Source organism: Streptomyces sp. NPDC001493 (genome assembly GCF_053597235.1).
This window is the reverse complement of the sequence record NZ_JBSFHV010000001.1, coordinates 42,477-62,932: the sequence shown is the minus strand read 5'-3', so window position 1 is coordinate 62,932 and position 20,456 is coordinate 42,477. Positions and strand designations below refer to the sequence as shown.

The following is a 20,456-nucleotide window of genomic DNA, read 5'->3' as shown; positions in this document are numbered from 1 at the left end:
CCCGGCGGCCGTCATGTGCCGAACCCCGGCCGCACCACGGCCAGCACCGCGACGAAGACCCCGAGATACGTCCAGGCCAGATAGCCCATGGCCGGCGGGGACGGCCAGGTCGGCGGGCGCAGGGACACGAACCGCTCCGCACCGCTCCACAGGAACCCGAGTGCGGTCAGCGGCAGCCAGCCAGCCGGCAGAGCCGCTCCGTGCAGGTGCCAGGGACGGATCAGCACGAGGGCCAGAACAGTCCCGGCGATCGCACAGCCCGCGGTCAGCGCCACCGCGCCACGCGTCCCGACGACGTTCGAGTACAGCGTCGCGCCGGGAACGGCCCGGGAGCCGGTCTTGCGGGCGAACTCGTAGTGCAGGAAGACACATGCGCAGAAGAGGGCCCCCAGCACGGCGTGCGACACCGGAGCAGCGCCCGCCGCTTCGCGGTACGACAGCCAGATGTGCACACTGAGCATGGCCTGCACGGGGTAGCTCACCAGCAGGTTGACGAAGATCGAGTCGCGGACCGTCGCCGACCACCGCTCCAGCCGCACCAGGAAGCAGATGTAGCCGAGGTCCAGCAGCAGCCACCCGGCCGCCAACGGCCCGCGCCACCAGGTGAGAGCCAGCTCCGCGACGACGACCAGCGCCATCGCGATCCGCAGCTCCTTGACGTCGATCGCACCGCGCGGCAGCGGGCGGTCCGGGTTGTGCACCCGGTCGTACTCCAGGTCCTTCTGCTCGTCGACGATGCGGATGAACAGCAGCGCCAGGTACACGGTCGCGATCTCGGCGAGGAGGGAGCCGTCGAGTCTCCAGGCCCGCTCCGGGTCGAGCAGTGCGAGGGCGCCCTGGAGAGCGAGCACCCACAGGACTGCGTAGACGACGTAGACACGGGCGGGGGCGCGTTCGGCGAAGAAGGCGCGCAGTCGACGGGTGGTCGAGTGCTTCGCACCCGTCGCCGGGCGGGCGATGTCGGTGACGGTCACACCTCGTCCTCTCCGAGAATTCTGACAGTGCCGGCCGCGCCGTCCATCTCCACCCGGGCTCCGTCGGGGATACGGGTGGTGGCCTGCGGGAGCGCCACGATGGTCGGGATCCCGAACTTGCGGCCGGAGATGGCGGTGTGCGACAGCAGGGTGCCTCGTTCGACGACGATGCCGCGTGCGGACAGCATGAGGAACAGCCATCCCGGGTCGGTCTCGCGGGCGATCAGGATCATGTCGTCCGAGGGCTCGCCCATGTCGTGCGGGTCGATCACGACGCGCGCGGTGCCGCGTACGACGCCGCCGCTGGAACCCAGCCCCAGCAGGGTTCCCGATGCGGCCGTGCCGCGGTCGAGGTCCGGGAGCCCGTCCCGTACCGGGCCCATGGTGACGAAGTCCATGGGGAGTTCGGCTCCCCGTGCGTGGAACTCGGCGCGGCGTACGGCGGCCAGGCCCCGCAGGTCGTCGGTGACGGCGGTGCCGTCGTAGGTGCCGAGTATCTCCTCCTCCGTAAGGTGCACCACGTCCTCGGCGCGGTCGAGCAGACCGCGCGCGGCCAGGTCGTCGCCGAGCCTCCGGTACACCTGGCGGCCGAAGCCGTACAGCTCGCTGCGGCGGTAGCGGGTGTTCTCACGCATGTTGACGTACCGGCGCTGTCCGGCGAGCGCGGCGCGCAGTGCGCGGCGGCGCAGCGGGTGTCCGGCGAGCAGCTCGGCCAGGCGCCGCTCGCCGGTCCGCCGGGCTTCGGCGTCGCGCTTGCGCAGCAGCGCCCGGGTGAGATCGCCGCGCGCGTATTCGGCGGTGATGCGCAGGAGTTGAGCGGGCTGGTCGCGCGGGACCGGCACCTCCAGCTTCAGCTCCTGCAAACCGCGGTCACCGTGAAGGTGGGCATGGGCGCGCATCCGGTCGGCGAGGTCGCTTCCGTGGGCGTGGCGGTCGATGTCGCCCCACACCTCCTCGACGGGCTTCACGGCGAGCGCCTCAAGGACGCCCGGAGCGTCACGCATCCGTTCGGCGATGTCGACGATCGACATCAGGATGACGACGCTGCGGTTCTCCTCACCGCCGCACAGCAGGTCGCTGTGGAGCCCGGGGCCCGCCTGCGGCACCCAGTGGTCGAGCATCTTCATGACCAGCGTCTCGTGCATCTGCAACAGGAGGTCGTTGACCAGAGTGATGCCCCATCGATCGCCGGCTTCCGTCCACAACGACCGCATCAGGTCGGCAAGTTGCAGTGGATCCGCTGTCTTCGCGGCCTCCCGGTGCGCGGTGAGGGTCCGCTCCCACCATGCCTCGAAGTCCTTGACCGCCGCGCCGTGCCTCAGCAGCCGCCAGCCCATCCTGGTCAGGGCCGCCGCGGTGGCGGGCAGCAGGGCCGGGTCGGTGAGCGGCGGGGTGGGCCGTACGTGGGTGACGGACGGGGACATGCCCATCATGCGTTCGAAGCTGTTCCGCCACAGCGGGAAGGTGCGGCTCAGCCCGTGCAGGGTGTACCAGGTGCTGAGGGAGTAGTAGACGCGCCCGCGCAGCAGGCCGATCATGCCGCGCAGTTCGCCCTCGTGCCGGTCGAGGGTCTTGCGGGGCACGCCGAGCAGCCGGTAGAGGTCGTGGAAGTCCTCGCGGTAGAAGCGCTGGGCGAAGGAGTAGGTCAGCGCGGTGGTGACATCCGGGTAGGACTCGGTGATGTTGGCGTTGCTCCACAGTCGCTGCCGGTCGAGTTCCAGTACCACCGGGCGGGCCTGGAGGATGTGCAGCCGGCCGTCCTCGGTGAAGGCTCCCTCGATGTCCTGCGGGCAGCCGAAGAGCTTCTCGATCCGGTCGCCGACCGCGACCACCCGCTGGATCTGCTGGTCCGTCAGTGCCGGTGAGTGGCGCAGTTCCTCGGGCGCGGGCACGATGCGGGGGCCCTCGTCGAGCTGGGCGGGGTTCTCCTCCATCATCTGCGTCTTGTCCGCGGGAACGGACCGGACGGTGTTGTCCCGGCGGCTGACGAAGTAGTGGTCGACGGGGACCTTCTCCTGGACGACGCCCTCGCCGATGCCGAGGCCGGCCGCGAGCACCATGTCGCGGGCGCCGGTCAGCGGGTCGCAGGTGAACAGAACGAAGGAGCGTCGGCCGAACTCCATGCGCTGGACGCCGACAGCCACCGCGAAGCCGTGCTGGCTACCGCCGCGGGCCGCCCGGTACAGCAGTGCCTGCGGCCCGAACCCGGACGCCCAGCACTGCCGTACGCGGTCCACCAACTGGTCGCGGGTCACGTACAGGAAGCTGTCGCTGATACCCGCGAAGGCGTCGTGCGACGAGTCCTCCCCGGCTTCGGTGCCGGTGCCGACGACGGAGGAGCGCACCGAGACCACTCCGTCGGGCCCGAAGACCCTGTCGAAGGCGTCGTACAACCGCCGTTCGACGGACGCCGGTACGGGAGCGGAGAGCACCGTCTCACGCAGTGCCGCCGCCTTCTTCTCCAGGGTCTCGGCGTCCGCGGTGTCCAGGTCGGCGAGCAGGGCGTCCACGGTGCCACGTACGGGGCGCAGCACCTCGGTGAACACGTGGGCCGCCACGCAGAAGAAGTGGGGCACCGGGAAGCCGGCCGCGGCCATCCGCGCCTGCCGGGAGAATTTGGGGCCTACCTCCGCCTCGTTCAGCAGGGCCCGCCCGCGCAGGACGGGCCGCCTGCCCGACCGGGAGGAGAGCGTACGGAAGGGGGACGAAGGAGTGCGTGGTGCGCGGAGGCTGGCCATCGGACCGCCTTTCACCAGATCCAGGGGATGACACGGCGGTGGGTCGCCGCGTACTCGGAATAGCCGGGCAGCGTGAAAAGGGTCCGTTCCTCGACAACGATGCGTACCGCCAGGGTCGCCAGCAGGATCATCAGGGCGGCGGTGCTCCAGGTGTTGAGGAAGAACAGCACGAACACGATGTGGGCGACGGCCATGCCGACGTAGGCCGGATGCCTCACCCATCGGTACGGGCCGCTCCGTACGACCTGATGGTCGCCGAGCACCCGGACCCGGTGCGAGTAGAAGCGGCCGAGGGTGCGGATGCCCCAGAGCCGGAACCCGACGGCCGCCCCGAACAGCACGGGCAGGGCCGCCGTCCAGGGGTGGTACGTCCGGTCGTCGGGGGCGAGCAGGCAGGCGGTCGCGACGGTGGTGGCGCGCGCGGTGGCGTACACGTAGATCGTGCCGCGGTCGGTGGCCGTGTCGGTCGAGGTCGAACTGCGGACCGTCGTCCATGTCTCCGCGAGCAGCCACAGAAGATGGAGTCCGGCGAGCGTCGCGGCGACCCGCTGCCAGGGGTCGGCGAGGTCGAACAGACCGCGGACAAGGGCCGTGCCGGTCGCGGCGACACAGACACCGAGCACGATCAAGGGGTATTTGCGCAGAAGCAGCATGAGGCGTCTCCACGGGAGGGCGGGTCCGGTGTACGGAGGGCCGAAGGGCCCCTGACGGCCGGGGCGGTGGGAGCGGGCCCGGACCGTCAGAACGCGGCAGGGCTGAGGACCGGTCGCGGCGACACCCCGATTTCCTCCGAGTGACACCGCGCCAGCGCGCTGGTCGTCTGACGGATGTGGTCGGCCTCGATCCGGTCGGCGCGCTTCTCGTCCATCACCACGATGTCGATGGAGCCCGACGCGGCGAGGACGTCCGCCTGGAACAGGTCGCACGTGCCGGTGAAGCGCAGCCGGTCCGGGCCCTTGCGCACCACCTCGTCCAGCCGGTACTCCAGCCGGGCAGGCAGCGGGAGGAGGAACCGGTGGAAGCTGGTCCGGAGGGAGTTCAGGATGAAACGACGGGCCGTTCGGGACGGCGTCAGCAGATACCGCTCCCCGACGGCGAGCGAGATCTGGCGTACCGCCTCGGTGATCACCATGCCGGTCACATGCGTTCCGGAGGTGTGGTCGAGAATCATCTCCTGCTGGTCCGAGATGCTCAGCGCCGCTCGGAAGCGGTCCTCTCCGACCTTGTGCAATCCCGCGACCAGGACGTTCTCGGGACGGCGCTTGTGCACCTCGCGAGGGAGCAGCGGTACTGGCGCCGGCACGTCCATGAGCATCGTCTCGGCCAGTCCGTGCCGACGGAGCGCCGTACGGACGGTCTCCCGTTCGCACTCTCCCATTCCCTGTCCGGGTACGAGCATCGGGAGCGGGCCGGACAGCACCCGCTCCAGGAGGCGGTCGAGTCCGGACAACGGCACCAGGTCCGCCGACTCCGACGTACCTGCCAGATTCTCGCCCACGACGAACACGATCTCTCCGTGCATGGCTCTCCGCCCTCCACTTGTAGCGATACGGGAAACGTCCGATGTGCGATCTCGGCCTACGAGGCTGTGGAACAGGTGCGGTCGGTCAGTTCGGGGGCGCCAGCAGGATCTTGCCCCGGGTGCCGCCCGCTTCGAGGAGGGCGTGGGCACGCGGCGCCTCCTCGAAGGAAAGGACGTGGGCGATCCGCAGCGTCAGTCCGCCCGCTTCGACGTGGCGGGCCAGCGTGTCCAGTTGGGCTCCGTCGGTCCGCACGCCGTAGACCTCCACGTCGATGTCCCTCTCGGCCTGCGGTACAGCGAACGGCGTGAGGGAGATGAAGCGTCCCCCGTCCCGCACCGCCGCGACGGTCTCCGGCCGGCCCGCCGCGTCGATGACGGCGTCGAACGAGCCGTCCTTCGGAGGGTGCGCGTCCGAGAAGACCTCGGCGGCGCCCAGCGCACCCACCGTCCGCGTGTCGGAGGCGCGGCTCAGACCCGCGGGCCCCGGGCCGCGCAGCGCGGCGAGTTGCACGAGGTATCCGCCGACCGCTCCCGCGGCGCCGCTCACCAGGAGGCGTCCGCTGAATTCGGCGCCGAGCCGCGCGAGCGCCTGCCCGGCCGTGAGAGCGGCCAGCGGCAGGGCCGCGGCGTCCGCCAGCGCGGTGTTCCCGGGTGCGTGTGCGGCGAGGGTCTCGTCCAGGGCGACGTACTCGGCGCTGACGCCCGCTCCGGTGGCGAGCGGGGAGCGGGAGGCGATCACGCGGTCGCCCTCGCGGAACCGGGTGGCTCCGGAGCCCACCCCGACCACGGTCCCGGAGACGTCCCATCCGACGACCGCCGGCAGTACCGGGGAGGGGATGTCGCCCCGGCGCACCGCCAGGTCGACCGGGTTCACGGCGGCTGCCGCCACCCGGATCAGGATCTCGCCCGGTCCGGGCCGGGGCTCCGCCAGGTCGGCCACGGTGAGGACCTCGGGCGGTCCGTAGCGGTCGATGGTCACCGCTTTCATGCTGCCGTCTTCCGGGGTCGTCCCAGCCAGCGCATGGCCGGTTTCTCCACCGCCGCGTACAGCAGCCACGCCGCGCCGAGCGTCGCCGCCATCTCCGCGAGCAGCACGCCGATCCCGGCCGCGGTGCCGAAGTACCGGTCCGGACCCAGGGCGTCGCGGACCACGTTGAGCAGGATGAGATGGACCATGTAGAAGGCGAAGGAGACCTCGCCGAGCCACACCATCGGCCGGCTGCGCAGCACGCTGGGCCGTCCCGAGGTGTCCACGCGGGCGACCGCCGGGATCAGCAGGGCCATCGGTACGACGAAGACCGCGTCCAGGGCGTAGAGCCACGGTACGTAGAGCGACAGGGCGTACGCGGCCACGCAGGCGAGCGCGGCGGGCAGCACTCCGACGGTGAACCGGCGGCCGGTGAGCAGGATGCGCGCCATCAGCATGCCGAGCACGAAGTCGAGGGCGCGTACCGGCGGAAGCATGTACACGCTCCAGTACTGCCAGACGGACGCCGGGGACCCCTCGGGCATCGGAGGGTTCGAGGGCAGCAGCAGATAGGCGAGCGTGGGAACGGCGATGACCGTCACCGCCACCGCGGCGGCCCAGCGCCACAGACGCGCCGCCGGGATCTTCTTGATCCAGCGCAGGAACAGCGGGAAGCACAGGTAGAAGAAGAGCTCGCAGGCGAGCGACCAACTGGGCGGATTCACCCCGAGGAAGACCGTGAAATCCGGTATCCAGGCGTGTATCAGGACGAGGTTCGGCACTGCCTGCCACCATTGGGTGGCGGCCCCGGAGAGCAGGGCCAGGGCCAGGACCCAGGTGACGAGATGGTTCGGGTAGATCTTGAAGAACCGGCGGCGCCAGAAGTGCCGGGGACGGTCCCCCTCGCGGGCGGACCAGGTCAGAACGAAGCCGCTGAGGATGAAGAAGAAGCTCACTCCCGCCCAGCCGCCGTTGCTGGACAGCCACCGGTAGCCGTCCGAGACGTCGGTCGAGGCGAACGGGTTGAGGGCGGGCAGGGCGAGCGACGAGTGGTAGCAGAAGACCAGCAGCGCGGCGATGAAGCGCAGCCCGGTCAGAGAGGGGAGCCGGCCGTGCACGACCGGCTCGGACCGGGAGGTGGGCGGTATGGATATCGGCTCGGGGCGGGCGGACGCTGGTATCGCGTCGGGCTGGGCGGATGCGGATATGGACAAGGTGGCTCTCCGGATGAGGGCGGGGCGGGCGGGGCGGGCGGGGCGGGCAGGACCCGCCCCGACCGTCCGCTGACCGGGGTCAGTCCCGGTCGAGGAACTCGCTGATGAGCTCGACCAGTTCGGCAGGCTTCTCAAACACGACCATGTGGCCGCTTTCCAGTTCGGCGTACTCGCTGTCCTTGATGGACCGGTGGATCTCGCGGGAGTGCTCCACGGGGATCAGCAGGTCCCGGGTCGATCCGACGACGAGGGTGCGGGCGCCGACGTCGGGCAGAAGGCCGGCGATGTCGACCCGGTGGTCGAGCTCGATCTGGCGCAGGGTGCCGACCTCGGCCGTGATGCCGGCCACGGTGTTCTTGACGCCCTCACTGCCGAATCCGGCCAGGAACGGCGGCGAGAAGATCAGCAGCGCGCTGTACGCGGCGAATGCCTCCTGGTCGATGTCCGGCAGCCGCCGCCAGAGGTCGACGGCGAGCTGCTGGCGCGGATCGTCGTTACGGGCCCAGCCGTTGATGACGATCAGACGGCGGACCAGCTCCGGGTACTTGGTCGTCGCGGCGACGGCGACCACGGCGCCGAGCGAGAAGCCGACGACGTCGAAGGGCTCGTCGGTCACTGCTCGGGCCGCGCCGATGACCTGGTCGGCCAGCTCGTGCACGCTCAGGTCGTCGGCGTGCAGCGGGGTCTTGCCGCTGCCCGAGTAGTCGGGGGTGATGACGGTGTGGCGCCCGGTGAAGTGCTCACGCAGGTGGCCCCAGTTGCTCTCACCGTCGGCCGCCGTGCCGTGGATGAACAGGAGTCCAGGCCCTTGGCCCTCGGCGGTGTAGTGGACGGGGGTGCCGTTGACGTCGATCGTGGGCACTGCAATCTCCTCGTTCGTGCTGGATTCAGGGGGTGTTCGGAAGAAGGGACGATGGTGGGTGGAAGGGAGTGGAACGGGACGGGCGGCCGGGGCCGGTCAGCCCAGGGCGGGAGCGGGGCTCGGCTCGTCCTCACGTGGGGCCGGGCGCGGGGCCGGTCTGCCCCAGCGCCGCATGACCGGGCGTTCGACGAACACCAGGAGCGCCCAGCCGACCAGGAGGGTCACGATGAAGAAGCCGACGAGGACGAGGACGCCCACGGCAGGGCTGAAGAGCCGTGCGTGCATCAGCTCCGTGCGGCCGTAGTACATGACCACGTACTGGGCGAGGTAGAAGCCGAAGGACACCTCGCCGAGCCACTGCATCACGGGACCGCGCAGCACTGTTCTGGTGCCCTCGACGTCGGCGCGGGCCACCGCGCAGATCAGCAGCGAGATCGGGACGACGGTCATCAGGTTGAGCCCGTACAGGAACGGCACCACCATCGCCGCGGCGTAGCCGACCAGGCAGAGCAGGGAGGACGGGATGATTCCGATACGGGGAGCGGTTCCGCTCATCACGAGCCGGGCCAGGATCATGCCGAGCACGAACTCGAACATCCGCACCGGCGGGAAGTTGTAGCCGAACCAGAACTGCCACAGGGAGATCCCGAAACCCTCCGGCGTCGGCGGGTTCTCCGGCACCAGGAAGTCGGTGACCAGTTGCACCGCCAGCATGCCGACGACCATGCCCCCCGCCCACAGCAACAGGGCGCGCTCCTTGATCCGCATGATCGGCCGCAGCAGGAGCGGGAACAGTACGTAGAAGAGAAGCTCGCTGCAGAGCGACCAGCTCGGCGGGTTCACGCTGATGAAGGTCTCGTGCTGCGGGAACCACGAGTGGATCAGGAGGAGGTTCGGCAGCCACGCGGACACGGGCGTCGTCGCGCCGGCAAACAGCACCATGGCGAGAACCCACATGACGACGTGGTTGGGGAAGATCTTCAGCAGGCGGCGCCGCCAGAAACCGGTGACCGTGTCACCGGGCCGGACCGCCCAGGTCAGCACGAAACCACTGAGGACGAAGAAGAACGACACCCCCATCCAGCCCGCCTTGCTGAACAGCCATCGGAAGCCCTCCTCCCAGCCCTGGTCGGCGAACGGGTTCTGGGGAGGGTCGCTGAAGGTGGCGTGGAAGAAGAAGACCAGGGCGGCGGCGACGAAACGCAACCCGGTCAGTGAAGGAAGCTTGGATCGTCGGCTTCCGGACGTGCCGCTGTCGGCGACAGCGATGGACGGCGAGGCCATGGGTTCCCTTTCCCTCAGGAGGCGGCGGTGAGCTGCGGTGGCGTGGTGGGCTCGGCCGGTTCCACGGGCCGCGTGGCGGGCTCGGCCGGTTCCACCGGCTGCCTGCGGGGCCGGGCCCAGCGGCGCATGACGGGGCGTTCGACGCAGACCAGGAGCAACCAGCCGACGGCGAGTGCCCCGGCGAACTCGGCGACCAGGAGGGCGATGCCCGCGGGGGTCTCCACGGTCCGGTTGTCCATGAGCCGCGTCCGAACGAACGAGAGCACGATCTGCTGGGCGAGGTAGAAGCCGAAGGAGACCTCGCCGAGCCACTGCATCACGCGACCGCGCAGCACTGTTCTGGCGCCCTCGACGTCGGCGCGGGCCACCGCGCAGATCAGCAGCGAGATCGGGACGACGGTCATCAGGTTGAGCCCGTACAGGAACGGCACCACCATCGCCGCGCCGTATCCGGCCACACACAGCAGGGCTGCCGGGACGATCCTGACGCGGGGGAAGGCGCCCGCGAGCACGAGCCGGGCCAGGATCATGCCGAGCACGAACTCGAACATCCGCACCGGCGGGAAGTTGTAGCCGAACCAGAACTGCCAGACCGTCACGTCGGTGCCGGGCGCCGGCGGGCTGCTGGGTGCCAGGAAATCGGTGACCAGTTGCACCGCCAGCATGCCGACAACCATGCCCGCCGCCCACAGCCACAGGGCGCGTTCCTTGATCCGGAGTATCGGCCGCAGCAGGAACGGGAACAGCAGGTAGAAGAGGACCTCACTGCAGAGCGACCAGGCGGGGGCGTTGAGGCTCAGGTGGACGGCCGGGTCGGGGAACCACGAGTGCACCAGGAAGAGATTCGGCAGCCACACGCTCAGCGGCGTGGCCGCCCCGGCGACCACGACCAGGGCCAGGGCCCAGGTGGCTATGTGGTTGGGGAAGATCTTCAGCAGGCGGCGCCGCCAGAAACCGGTGACCGTGTCACCGGGCCGGGCCGCCCAGGTCAGCACGAAACCACTGAGGATGAAGAAGAACGACACTCCCATCCAGCCCGCCTTGCTGAACAGCCATCGGTATCCATCGGCCGTGTCCGGGTCGGCGAAGGGGTTCATCGATATGAATATCAGCGAGGAGTGGAAGCAGAAGACCAGGGCGGCGGCGACGAAACGCAACCCGGTCAGCGAGGGGAGCCTGGATCTGGTGGTGGGCGCGGAGCTGCTCGGCATGGGAGTGGCTTTCTGGTGGAGTTCCGGCCAGGAGGTCAGGTTCATGAGGCGGGCGTTGTGGTGACTCCGGGGTCGGCGGGCTGCCCCTTCGCAGCCTCGTCGCGGGTCCTGTCGTCGACGGAGCTCCGGCGGCGCCTGCCGCTGTGGACCGTCTGGGCGATCAGCAGAGAGCCCAGCGCGGTGAACGCGGCGGCGCCGACCGTCACCGCGCGGACACCGAGACCCTGGTCGATGATCTGCCCCCCGGCCCAGGAGCCGAGAGCGGCACCGAGCCCGAAGGCGGACATGTTGGCGGTCAGCGAGAGCGTCGGCGCGTCGGCGGCGGCGGCGAGCACCTTGGCCTGGAGTCCGGGAATGAGGGCGAAGGTCGCCATGGAGAAGAGGATGAGGAAGACGGCCGCGCCGACCGGTGTGGGGGCGGCGATCCAGTACAGGAGGCAGACGGCGGCGAGAGCGGCGGAGAGGGCGAGCACCGCCGCGTCGACGGACCTGTCGGCAAACCTGCCGCCGATGGCGTTGCCTGCGAGGGAGCCCAGACCGTAGGCGACGAGGACGGCAGGCACCCAGGCGGCCGGGAAGCCGCCGACGTCGGTCAGCAGCGGCACCATGTAGGTGATCAGCGTGAACATGCCGCCCGAGCACAGGACGGTGGCCAGGACGGTTCCCATCACCTGCCACGTGCCGAAGGCGCGCAGCTCGTGGGCCGCCGATGTGGGGGTGCTGCTGCCCGTGTCCGGGATGACCAGCAGGATCAGGACGGTGGCGAGCAGCGCGAGGACGGCGACGCTGCCGAACGTGGCCCGCCAGTTCAGGTGTTGGGCCACGAGGGTGCCGAGGGGCACCCCGAGCACGGTGGCCAGGTTGATGCCCATCTGAGTGCCGGCGATCGCCGACCCTTCCTTGCCCTCGTCGGCCATTCCGCCCGCGATGACGACGCACACGGCGAGGAAGGTGCCGTGGATGACAGCGGTCAGTACACGGCCCACGATCAGGAGGCCGAAGGTCGGGGCGAGGCTGGAGACGATGTTGCCCGCGACGGATACCAGCAGCAGTCCCACGAGGAGCCGCTTGCGGCCGACCCGGGTGGTGGCGGCGGTGACGAGCGGGCCTCCGACCACCACGGTCAGCGCGTAGACGGTCACCAGGAGCCCCGCCGTGGGGATGGTCACCGACAGGTCCCGGGACAGGTCACCCAGCATGCCGCTCGGCGCGAGCTCGGCCGTGCCGACGCAGAAGATCGCCAGGATCAGTACAGCCATACGGGACCGCATGCGGTGCCTCTCATGTGTGACGGGCCTCGAACAGGGGCCGGATACCGGGAGCGGGGGAGTCGGCCCGGTGGGCGCTTCACCCGGGCCGGTTCACCGTCCGGGACACCCGCGAGGGATGGAGAGTACTTTAGTGGCTTCTTGTTCACTATACAAGCAGGATGCTTTTGGCTTGTACATCCGGGCAGTCAGAAATCCGGTACAGGACGCCAGATCAGCACGGCGGCCAGGACCGCCGCGGCAAGCACGGCCGACACCAGCGGGAGCGCGCCGACCGCGTGGCCGAGCAGTACGGCTCCGAGACCGGACCCGCCCGCGATGCCGACCTGGAAGGCGGTGACGTACACCGAGGACGCCCGGTCGGCCTCCGAGCCCGCCAGACGCATCACTCCGGTCTGGAAGACAGGCCCCGCCGCGGCGAACGCCGCTCCCCACACCGAGACCGCGACGGCCACCGCTGCCCAGGTCACCGCCGGCGGAACAGGAGCGAAGGAAAGGGCCAGCAGACCGACACCCACCGCGAAACCAGCCATGGTCACCGTCGCCGCGCGCCTGGGGGCCCGGTCGTTGTGACGGCCGATGAGGTACGTCCCCACCGCCCCCGCGACGCCGAAGACGGTCAGCAGCCCGATCACCGAACCGGACGCCCCGGTGGCGTCGGCGACGACGAGGGCGAAGTAGGTGTAGCTGAGGAAGTGCGCGACGACCAGCACCACCGCGACGCCGCAGAGGGTCAGGACCGCGGGCCAGTCCACCGTCGTGGAAACGCCGGCCCGCCTCGGCCGCCGGGCCTTCGCGCCGGACGGGTCGGACGGGTCGGACGGGTCGGACGGGTCGGACGGGTCGGGCGGGTCGGACGAGGACGGCGGGCTCGTCGACGGCCGCGGTCGCAGGGCCCACCCCAGGGCGAGGGTCACCGCCGCCGTGGCCACCGCGAGCAGCAGGGAGGTGGCCCGCCATCCGATGAGTTCACCGACGAACGTCGTACCGGGGCTGCCCGCGATCGCCGCCAGCGAGGAGCCGCCGAACACCACGGCAGTCGCGGTCCCCACCCGCCCGCGGGGCACCATGGCGGCGGCCGCGGGAGCGACCAACGACCAGAGCACCCCGTGGGTCAGTGCCGCGGCGACCCTGCCGGCCACCATCGTGCCGAAGTCGGTGGCGTACGCCGTGAGGAGTTCCGCGACGACCAGGACGACCAGCGAGACCACCAGCGCCGAAGCGCGGGAGACGCGGGCGGCGAGGGCGACGGTCGGGATGGTGACGGCACCGGCGACGACGGCGTAACCGCTGACGAGCAGTCCGACCCGGCCGACGCCGACCTGCAGGTCGGCGGCGATGTCGTCGATGAGCCCCACCGGGAAGACCTCGAAGGTGACGTAGACGAAGGTCGCGGCGGCGAGCACCGCCAGGCGGACGGCGGTCGGCGCGTCGATCCGGTCCGGCGCTGCCGTCTGCGCGGGCGCGCTCACCGGCGCTCTCCGGCTCCGGCGTACCTCGCGGCCGGCGGGTTGTCGGCGGCGTCCTCGCGTGCCGGACCGATCCGGACCATGACCTTCGGGCGGGCGCGCCCGCCGTCCGACAGACGGGCGAAGGCGGCGTCGAGGTCGTCGACGGGAAAGACCCGGTCGACGAGCGGGTCCAGGTTCACGACCCCCGATTCCACCAGAGCGACCAGCCGGTCCCAGTAGCCGATGCCGGACAGCACACCGTGCAGTGTGACGTCCCGGATGACCAGGCCCGCCGCGTCGAATCCGTCGACGGCGCGGTGAGGGGTGCCCAGTTGAGCCATCCGCCCGCCGGATGCGACCAGCCCGACCGCGGAACGGACCGCCGCCACGCTGCCGGACGCCTCGATCACGGCGTCGTACGCCTCCGTGTCGTCCTCCGAGGGCGACGCCTCGGCGGTGAGGCCGAGGCGGTGGGCCAGCTCCCGCGCCGTGGGCTGGGGGTCGAAGAGGACGACGGAGGCGCCGAGGGCGCGTACGACCTGAGCCGCCGCGAGCCCGAGCGTGCCCGCGCCGAGGACCGCGACCCGGTCCTGACGGGTGACGGCGAGCCGGTCCACCGCGTGGACCGCGGCGGCGGTCGGCTCCAGCAGCGCGGCTGCCTCGTCGGACAGGGCGTCGGGAATCCGGGTCAGGGTGCTCACCGGTGCCGTGATCAGCTGTGCGCCCGCACCGGATCGCGGGCCGAGAACCCCGATCTCACTGCGGTCGGGGCAGTACCTGACGCGGCCGGCCCGGCAGTGCGGGCACCGGCCGCAGACCCGGAAGTTATGGCCTGCGACCCGTTGCCCATCCAGCGCGGGGTCGGCTCCGGGACCCAGCCCGACCACCGTGCCCACCCACTCGTGGCCCGGCACGAAGGGGTAGCTCTTGAGACCGTCGCAGAGGTAGTTGCTGCTCCCGTCGTAGAAGCCGAGGTCCGTGGCGCACAGACCGAGCAGACGCACCTGGATCAGCACCTCGTCCGGACCGGGCTCGGGCGGATCGATCTCGGTGATCGTCACCGCGCGGGGGCCGGTGAACAGAATGGCTTTCATCGTTCGTCCTTGGTGTGGCTGAGTCCGACCGCGGCACGCGACAACGCGATGTCCGCCCGCAGACGGGTCGGTGAGTTCCGGTAGTCGTTCTCGACGAGTACCGAGCGAGCGGCCGTGTGCCGCAACAACACGGGCAGGCCGTCGAACGAGGTGGCGGGCGGCGGACCGGCTCCGTCGCCGGCCGGACCGGTGCGCGTGGTGGGCGAGGGCTCCTTGACGTGCAGGTCCGGCAGGAGCAGCCCCGCGCCGCCGACGAGGCGGGCGAAGCACTCGGGGTCCTCACCCGCGTCCAGCAGGTTGCCGACGTCCAGCACCAGGCGCAGGGCCGGGTGGTCGACGGACCGGGCGAGGGCGAGGGATTCGACAGGGCCCAGCGCCGATTCGTAGGCGAGTGTCAGACCCGCCTCCGCGACGCGTCGGCACAGGACGCGCAGCGCGTCGGCGGTGCCCTCCCGCAACCCCTGAGTGACCGGCGAGCTCCGCCGGAATCCGGGAACGTGCAGTACCCGCACGCCCAGGCTCCGCGCGCAGTCCAGGGCGCTCTCCAGCAGGTCGAGGGCGGCCGGATTGGCCACACCGTGCTCGTGGGCCAGACCGATGTCGTTCACGTGGTTGACCGCGAGGACGGGGACCGGGATTGCCCGGGTGACCGCCACCGCCCGGCGCAGTTCGACGGGATCGCTCAGGGGCGGCCCGCGATGGGCACCACCGAAGTCCAGGTGGAGTTGGTCGGCTCCCGCCGCGAGTGCGGTCCTGGCCGCCTCCGGCCGGTCCGTGCCGATCCGCCACTGGGGGGCTGCCACGGCGACCGGCCCCGCTGCGGACGGCGGTACCGACCCCGTGCCGGCAGCGGATTCACGCGTCACGGCCGCCTCCCGTACGGATCGCCGTCTTGAGCACACGCCGCCCGTCGGCCACCCTGCGGTCCGCGTCCAGTACGGAGTTGACCAGGGCCGCCGCGCCGGTCAGGCCGACCACATGGGTCAGTACCCGGCCGCCCCGCGGTTCGTCCGGCCGGGCCAGGAGGAGGTCGACCGCCTGGAGCAGATGCCGGTTCGACACCCCCCGGTGTCCGTACAGGAACAGGGGACCGGCGGGCCGGTCGAAGCGGTGCACCAGTGGCGGACTGGGCTCGCCGCCGCAGTTCGCGGCCCGCACCGCCGCCACGTCGACGGCACCCGCGCTCAGCGGGACGGATCCCAACGGCAGACCGGCGTGCACGTCGACCGTGAGCGGACCCCGCACATGGCGGTCCACGACGCTCAGCCCTTCCACGGTGCCGGTGCGCGGCGTCGCGATCAGCGCGCCGACCGGCGCGGGCAGGCCGGCGAGCAGCTCGGGCAGGCCGGGATCGCTCGGGTCGATCGCGTCGTCGCCGTGGCCCACCAGCAGGCAGCGCAGTCCGGGCAGCCGGTGCTTCCAGGCTTCGAGAGCGAGACGTCCCACGATCCCGTCGCCCCACACGACCAGGGCGGCCGGACGCGTCAGACCGAGGGCGGTCTCCAGCCCGTACAGCACCGAGGCGAGCGGCTCGGCCAGAGCGGCCACCTCCGGGCGGTCCGCCTCCTCGGGCACCGGCAGGACCAGGCCGGCGCGTACGGCCGCGGCAGGTATGCGGGCGCGCTCGGCCCACAGACCCGGCAGGTTGTGCCCCAGCAGGAACGAGGGGTCGTCGGGGTGGGTGGGGTTCACCGTGACCAGGGAGCCGGCGGGCAGACCGCTGCCGCCGGGCTCGACGACCCGGGCCACTCCCTCGTGGCCCAGCACGAGGCTCGGGTCGGCACGCAGCCCGCGCAGGATCTGCCAGTCGGTACCGCAGATCCCCACGGTCACCGGGGCCAGGAGCACGTCCCCGGGACCGAGTCGGGGCGTCGGTACCTCGGCGACCTCGACGCGGGTGCGGCCACGGGCGTCGGCCGGGAGGCGCACCAGGGCCCGGTGCGTCGCGGCGCTCACGGCACGATCCCGGGCAGCCACCTGTCGACGCGTTCCGCCCCGCGCAAGGGGTCGACCGCACCGGGAGCGCACCACACCAGCCGGTCGGCGAGCCAGGCCGGCGACCGGCCCCGGTCGGCGTAGGAGGTGGCGAGGCCGAGTTGCCGGCGCAGCTCGCAGGCGTAGTGGTCGCCGAGCCCCTCGATGACGCCGCCGCCGAGTCCCAGGAGATCGAGATGCGGATCGAGGCACCACACGGTCCGCAGCAGGTGCGCCAGCGGTTCGACGCACAGCTCCAGCAGTCGGCTCGCCCGGGGGTCACCCGCCGCGAGCGCTTCGGGCAACCACGCGTCGATCGTCGGCTTCGCGTCGATGCCCAGGACTCCGGCCACCCGCAGGATGCCCGGCCCGGACGAGATCGAGGCGAGGTGGTTCGTTCCCCCGCACTCGCAGGGCAGTCCCGCACGCCGGAGTTCCGGGTCGGCGATCATGGCCGGGAGATGGCCGATCTCGCCTTGGAGGCCCAGGTCGTCGACCGGGATGCGCATCCGTTCGAGGTCGGCGACGCGCATCGCGATGCCACTGCTGACGGTCAGATATCCGATGCGGCGGACGCCGGGGCGGGCGTGCGTCCCGGCGAAGTCCACCAGCGCGGCGGTGACGTCGTTGACCAGCCGCCAGGTGACGTCGGGCCGGCGCTCCCGCAACACGGCTCCCAGGTCGAACGGTTCCGCTGCCGCGCCCCACAGCGGTGCCGACCCCAGGACCTCACCGGTGAGGTGGTCGATGGCCGCGCCGAAGGAGAGCGCGGCCCGTGCGCCGGGCGGGGCCGCCCGACACAGCAGTTCCGCCATGTCCTCGCGCAGGCGCGTGAGGGACCGGTCGGGGTGGTTGAGCCGGCTGGGAGAGCGGAGCCGTTCCACGGGGGCACCCGCTCCGCCGGTCCGCAGACGCACCCAGGTGCCGCCGACGTCCGCCGCGAAGGCGGTCGTCGTGCGGGACGCGTCGGCGGGCGCCGCCGACGTGCTGCTCATCGCGGCTCCCCGGCCCGGCCGGCGACCGGCTCGGGCGCCGCCACCGACACCCCGCCGGCCGCGGCCCGCTCCGGAGTGACGTGGAAGCCGCGGAAGTCGGCGTAGCGCTCCGCCACTCCGTCGTACTCGTCGAGGCCGCCGATGACCACGGTGCGGGCGCCGCTGGCCAGGCCGGCGCGCACGCCCGCGCCGGAGTCCTCGAAGACGATGGTGTCGCTCGGCTCGACGCCGAACAGGGCGGCCGCGCGCAGATAGCCCTCGGGGTGGGGCTTGCCGCGGGCCACGTCGTCGGCGCTCACCAGGACCTCGGGCAGGGGCAGGCCGGCGGCGGCGAGCCGGACCTCGGCGAGCTTCCGGTCGGCCGAGGTGACGATTCCCCAGGTGCCGGGCGGCAGGGTCGCGAGGAACTCCCCCGCGCCGGGCACCTCGGTGATGCCGGTGGTTTCCGACTGCTCGTGCGCGACGAGCCGTCGTGTTTCCGAAGCCGCCAGCTCCGGGTCGGCGACGAAGTGGGCGACCGTCTCCCGGGTGGGACGGCCGTGCGCGTACGCGAGTACCTCGGTGAGGTCGGTCCGGTGCCGCGCGCTGAAGCCGGCCCACGTGGACTCGACGAGAGCGGTGGAGTCCACGAGCGTGCCGTCCATGTCGAAGAGCAGCACCGACGCCCGGAGGCGGGGCGAAGAGATGCCGGGGGCGGCCGACCGGGCCACTGCCATGTTCGTTCCTGACTGTCGGAGTGAGCCGTTCAGCGCCCGGGACTGGGACACCGGCAGATCGGAGGCGACGGACGACCACGTCGTGTCGTCGTGCACGACGAGGGCGTCGCCCGTGTACGGCACGCCGCGGGTCCGGGCGAGTTCGACAGCCAGGGGCGCGAACGCGTCCGGGGGCATGTAGCCGCTGTAGTCGAACTCCGGTGACCTGCGGGCGCGGATACCCGGGCTGTCGACCATTCCTGCGGGCAGCGCCTCGACGAACGTCACCTCCTCCGGGTCGGTCTCCTGCGAGACGGACCGGATCAGCGAGCTCGCCGCTGCCTTGGTGGCGGCGTATCCGGACCGGTTCGGGCCGGCGTTGTACACGACCTCGGACGAGATGTGCAGGAACAGTCCGGGGGCGGCGGAGCGCAGCAGCGGCAGTGCCGCCCTCAGCGTCCAGGCCAGACCGTGCACGTTGATGGCGAACTGGTCCAGCCAGTCGGTCTCGCCGGTCTCCAGGAAGGGCTCGCGCCGGGCGGTGAAGTAGATCGCCGAGTAGCAGACCAGGGAGACGTCGGTGGGCAAGTGGGTGCGCAGAGCCTGCTTGGCCTGCTCGGGATCACGGAAGTCGAGCCGGTGCCACACCAGTCGATCGGCGCCGGGGCCGTCCGGTCTGCTGCGGCTGAAGACATGCGTCTCGATGCCCTCGGCCGCCCAGGCGTCGGCGACGCCCCGTCCGACCCCGGTCGATCCACCGATCACGGCCGCTTTCATGGCGCCGTCCCCCCTGCGGCTCACGCGCCGACCTGCTCGGGCACGAGCGAGGCGGCCGCGGGGGTACGGTCGCGCAACAGCGCCGCGGCGTCCCGAAGTTCCGCGGGTGTGACATCGTTGACGAACCGGTGCCGCCCGATGCCGATCGGCAGCGGCAGCCGCTGCTGTCCGTCGCGGTGGCGCACGGTGTCCCGCAGAGCCTCCTGGAGCAGCGTCGGGTCTTCGAGGACCTCGTTCCACACGGGCAGGCCGAGCCGACGCATGACCTCGTAGATACGGTCGGCCTGGGCCTCGGTCACGAAGCCCCGCAGGGTCGCCAGCGCGGTCGTCAACGCCATGTCGATGACCACGGCCTCGCCGTGGAGCAGTTCGGGTAGGGCGTGCATCTCCAGCGTCGGGCTGAAGGTGTGGCCGTAGTCCACGCAGCGCTCCAGCGCGGATTCCCACAGGTTGGGCTGTAGCTCTTCCAGCATGAGGTGGATGGATTCGGCGATGATGGCGTCCGCCGAGCCGGCGAGGTCCTGGGTCGTCCCTTGGAACCGGTCGGCGCGGACGGCCGCGCCCCGCGATTCCAGCAGGGCGAACAGGTCCTCCGAGCGGATGAGCGCCATCTTCAGGATCTCGGCGAGACCGTTGCTGATGTGCCGCAGGGGCAGGCTGCGCAGGAAGGACCGGTCGAGGAAGGTGGCCGTCGCCGGGGCGTAGGTGCCCAGCCGGTTCTTGCCGCGCTCGTAGTTGACCCCGGTCTTGACCCCGACTCCGGCGTCGACGAGCCCGATCAGCGTCGTGGGGACGCGGATGTACGGGGTTCCGCGCCGGTACAGGCTCGCCGCGAAGCCGACGATGTCGGTCAGGACCCCTCCGCCCACGGCGAGTACCGGCTCGCGGCGCCGGTCGATCCCGAAGTCGTTCATCGCGTCGACGACCCGCGACACCGCGTCCCACTGCTTCACCGACTCGTCGGCACGCAGGGGTATGACCGTCGCGTCGATCCCGTTGGCCGTGAACCAGGCGCGTACGTCGCCGCCGTAGATCGCGTCGACGTTCTGGTCGATGACGACGAGCCGCCGGTCGCCCGGGGTCATCGGGGCGTCCGGGCACCCGGTCAGCAGCGCGCTGTTGCCGGGTTCGAACAGACCGTTGGAGCTGACTACGTGGTACCGAACCTGACGAACAGCCTCGACCGTCCAGAACGGGTCGCCCCCGAGACCGTGACGAAGCCCTTGAGTGAAGACCGTACCGCTACGCATATCCCCTCCAGCGTGAGCTGCCATTGGATGAGCATCATAGAATCTTTATCGGCTCGCTGTCGACTATATTAGCACCACGACGCTCATCATGTCGGCCGTGTTACAGTTGGCTCAAGCGCCGATATAAAGGCGACGCGAGCACTCAAAAGGACGCCCGGCAGCGCCGCGCATTCGACTCTG

Annotated in this window: 17 protein-coding genes; all 17 read right to left on the bottom strand. The window is 71.2% G+C overall.

What is annotated here, in order from left to right; translation table 11 throughout:
- Window positions 1-11: 11 nt before the first annotated feature.
- Entirely contained in the window at window positions 12-974 is a 963-nt protein-coding gene (locus tag ACWCWD_RS00225) for a hypothetical protein (protein ID WP_450768970.1), read from the bottom strand.
- Window positions 971-3,712, bottom strand: a complete 2,742-nt coding sequence (locus ACWCWD_RS00220) for a PEP/pyruvate-binding domain-containing protein (protein WP_450768968.1) — start codon at window positions 3,710-3,712, stop codon at window positions 971-973. The genes ACWCWD_RS00225 and ACWCWD_RS00220 overlap by 4 nt, the downstream gene beginning before the upstream one ends.
- A gap of 11 nt (window positions 3,713-3,723) precedes the next feature.
- The gene (locus ACWCWD_RS00215) at window positions 3,724-4,365 is read right to left on the bottom strand and encodes a methyltransferase family protein (RefSeq protein ID WP_450768967.1); all 642 of its coding nucleotides are present in this window, start codon (window positions 4,363-4,365) and stop codon (window positions 3,724-3,726) included.
- Window positions 4,366-4,451: 86 nt separating this feature from the next.
- Window positions 4,452-5,234, bottom strand: a complete 783-nt coding sequence (locus ACWCWD_RS00210) for an AfsA-related hotdog domain-containing protein (RefSeq protein ID WP_450768965.1) — start codon at window positions 5,232-5,234, stop codon at window positions 4,452-4,454.
- 85 nt (window positions 5,235-5,319) lie between these two features.
- Window positions 5,320-6,213, bottom strand: coding sequence for an NADP-dependent oxidoreductase (locus ACWCWD_RS00205; protein ID WP_450768964.1), 894 nt, complete (start codon window positions 6,211-6,213; stop codon window positions 5,320-5,322).
- A gap of 5 nt (window positions 6,214-6,218) precedes the next feature.
- The gene (locus ACWCWD_RS00200) at window positions 6,219-7,415 is read right to left on the bottom strand and encodes an acyltransferase family protein (RefSeq protein WP_450768963.1); all 1,197 of its coding nucleotides are present in this window, start codon (window positions 7,413-7,415) and stop codon (window positions 6,219-6,221) included.
- Window positions 7,416-7,494: 79 nt separating this feature from the next.
- Window positions 7,495-8,277: an alpha/beta fold hydrolase gene (locus ACWCWD_RS00195; protein WP_450768961.1), complete on the bottom strand. Its 783-nt coding sequence runs from the start codon at window positions 8,275-8,277 to the stop codon at window positions 7,495-7,497.
- A gap of 96 nt (window positions 8,278-8,373) precedes the next feature.
- The gene (locus ACWCWD_RS00190) at window positions 8,374-9,561 is read right to left on the bottom strand and encodes an acyltransferase family protein (RefSeq protein WP_450768959.1); all 1,188 of its coding nucleotides are present in this window, start codon (window positions 9,559-9,561) and stop codon (window positions 8,374-8,376) included.
- 14 nt (window positions 9,562-9,575) lie between these two features.
- Window positions 9,576-10,817 (bottom strand): acyltransferase family protein, encoded by a 1,242-nt coding sequence (locus ACWCWD_RS00185; protein WP_450768957.1) that lies wholly within the window; start codon window positions 10,815-10,817, stop codon window positions 9,576-9,578.
- Window positions 10,814-12,031, bottom strand: a complete 1,218-nt coding sequence (locus ACWCWD_RS00180; protein WP_450768955.1) for an MFS transporter — start codon at window positions 12,029-12,031, stop codon at window positions 10,814-10,816. The genes ACWCWD_RS00185 and ACWCWD_RS00180 overlap by 4 nt, the downstream gene beginning before the upstream one ends.
- 197 nt (window positions 12,032-12,228) lie before the next feature.
- Window positions 12,229-13,512, bottom strand: coding sequence for an MFS transporter (locus ACWCWD_RS00175; RefSeq protein WP_450768953.1), 1,284 nt, complete (start codon window positions 13,510-13,512; stop codon window positions 12,229-12,231).
- Complete coding sequence (locus ACWCWD_RS00170) at window positions 13,509-14,585, bottom strand: zinc-dependent alcohol dehydrogenase (RefSeq protein WP_450768951.1); 1,077 nt, start codon at window positions 14,583-14,585, stop codon at window positions 13,509-13,511. The genes ACWCWD_RS00175 and ACWCWD_RS00170 overlap by 4 nt, the downstream gene beginning before the upstream one ends.
- A complete protein-coding gene (locus tag ACWCWD_RS00165; protein ID WP_450768950.1) occupies window positions 14,582-15,388 on the bottom strand; it encodes a sugar phosphate isomerase/epimerase family protein in 807 nt (268 codons plus the stop codon). Before ACWCWD_RS00165 ends, ACWCWD_RS00170 begins: the two co-directional genes overlap by 4 nt.
- A 52-nt stretch (window positions 15,389-15,440) precedes the next feature.
- Entirely contained in the window at window positions 15,441-16,541 is a 1,101-nt protein-coding gene (locus ACWCWD_RS00160) for an alcohol dehydrogenase catalytic domain-containing protein (protein WP_450768948.1), read from the bottom strand.
- The gene (locus ACWCWD_RS00155; protein ID WP_450768946.1) at window positions 16,538-17,554 is read right to left on the bottom strand and encodes an ROK family protein; all 1,017 of its coding nucleotides are present in this window, start codon (window positions 17,552-17,554) and stop codon (window positions 16,538-16,540) included. Before ACWCWD_RS00155 ends, ACWCWD_RS00160 begins: the two co-directional genes overlap by 4 nt.
- Window positions 17,551-19,026, bottom strand: a complete 1,476-nt coding sequence (locus ACWCWD_RS00150; RefSeq protein WP_450768944.1) for an HAD-IA family hydrolase — start codon at window positions 19,024-19,026, stop codon at window positions 17,551-17,553. Before ACWCWD_RS00150 ends, ACWCWD_RS00155 begins: the two co-directional genes overlap by 4 nt.
- 20 nt (window positions 19,027-19,046) lie before the next feature.
- On the bottom strand, window positions 19,047-20,276 hold the full coding sequence (locus tag ACWCWD_RS00145; protein WP_450768943.1) for a sedoheptulose 7-phosphate cyclase: 1,230 nt from the start codon (window positions 20,274-20,276) through the stop codon (window positions 19,047-19,049).
- Window positions 20,277-20,456 lie beyond the last annotated feature (180 nt).

Excerpts from the sequence above, each read along its gene's own strand:
- ACWCWD_RS00220 (WP_450768968.1), bottom strand. The coding sequence starts at position 3,712 with ATGGCCAGCCTCCGCGCACCACGCACTCCTTCGTCCCCCTTCCGTACG.
- ACWCWD_RS00215 (WP_450768967.1), bottom strand. The coding sequence starts at position 4,365 with ATGCTGCTTCTGCGCAAATACCCCTTGATCGTGCTCGGTGTCTGTGTC.
- ACWCWD_RS00210 (WP_450768965.1), bottom strand. The coding sequence starts at position 5,234 with ATGCACGGAGAGATCGTGTTCGTCGTGGGCGAGAATCTGGCAGGTACG.
- ACWCWD_RS00190 (WP_450768959.1), bottom strand. The coding sequence starts at position 9,561 with ATGGCCTCGCCGTCCATCGCTGTCGCCGACAGCGGCACGTCCGGAAGC.
- ACWCWD_RS00185 (WP_450768957.1), bottom strand. The coding sequence starts at position 10,817 with ATGAACCTGACCTCCTGGCCGGAACTCCACCAGAAAGCCACTCCCATG.
- ACWCWD_RS00180 (WP_450768955.1), bottom strand. The coding sequence starts at position 12,031 with ATGGCTGTACTGATCCTGGCGATCTTCTGCGTCGGCACGGCCGAGCTC.
- ACWCWD_RS00170 (WP_450768951.1), bottom strand. The coding sequence starts at position 14,585 with ATGAAAGCCATTCTGTTCACCGGCCCCCGCGCGGTGACGATCACCGAG.
- ACWCWD_RS00155 (WP_450768946.1), bottom strand. The coding sequence starts at position 17,554 with ATGAGCAGCACGTCGGCGGCGCCCGCCGACGCGTCCCGCACGACGACC.
- ACWCWD_RS00150 (WP_450768944.1), bottom strand. The coding sequence starts at position 19,026 with ATGAAAGCGGCCGTGATCGGTGGATCGACCGGGGTCGGACGGGGCGTC.
- ACWCWD_RS00145 (WP_450768943.1), bottom strand. The coding sequence starts at position 20,276 with ATGCGTAGCGGTACGGTCTTCACTCAAGGGCTTCGTCACGGTCTCGGG.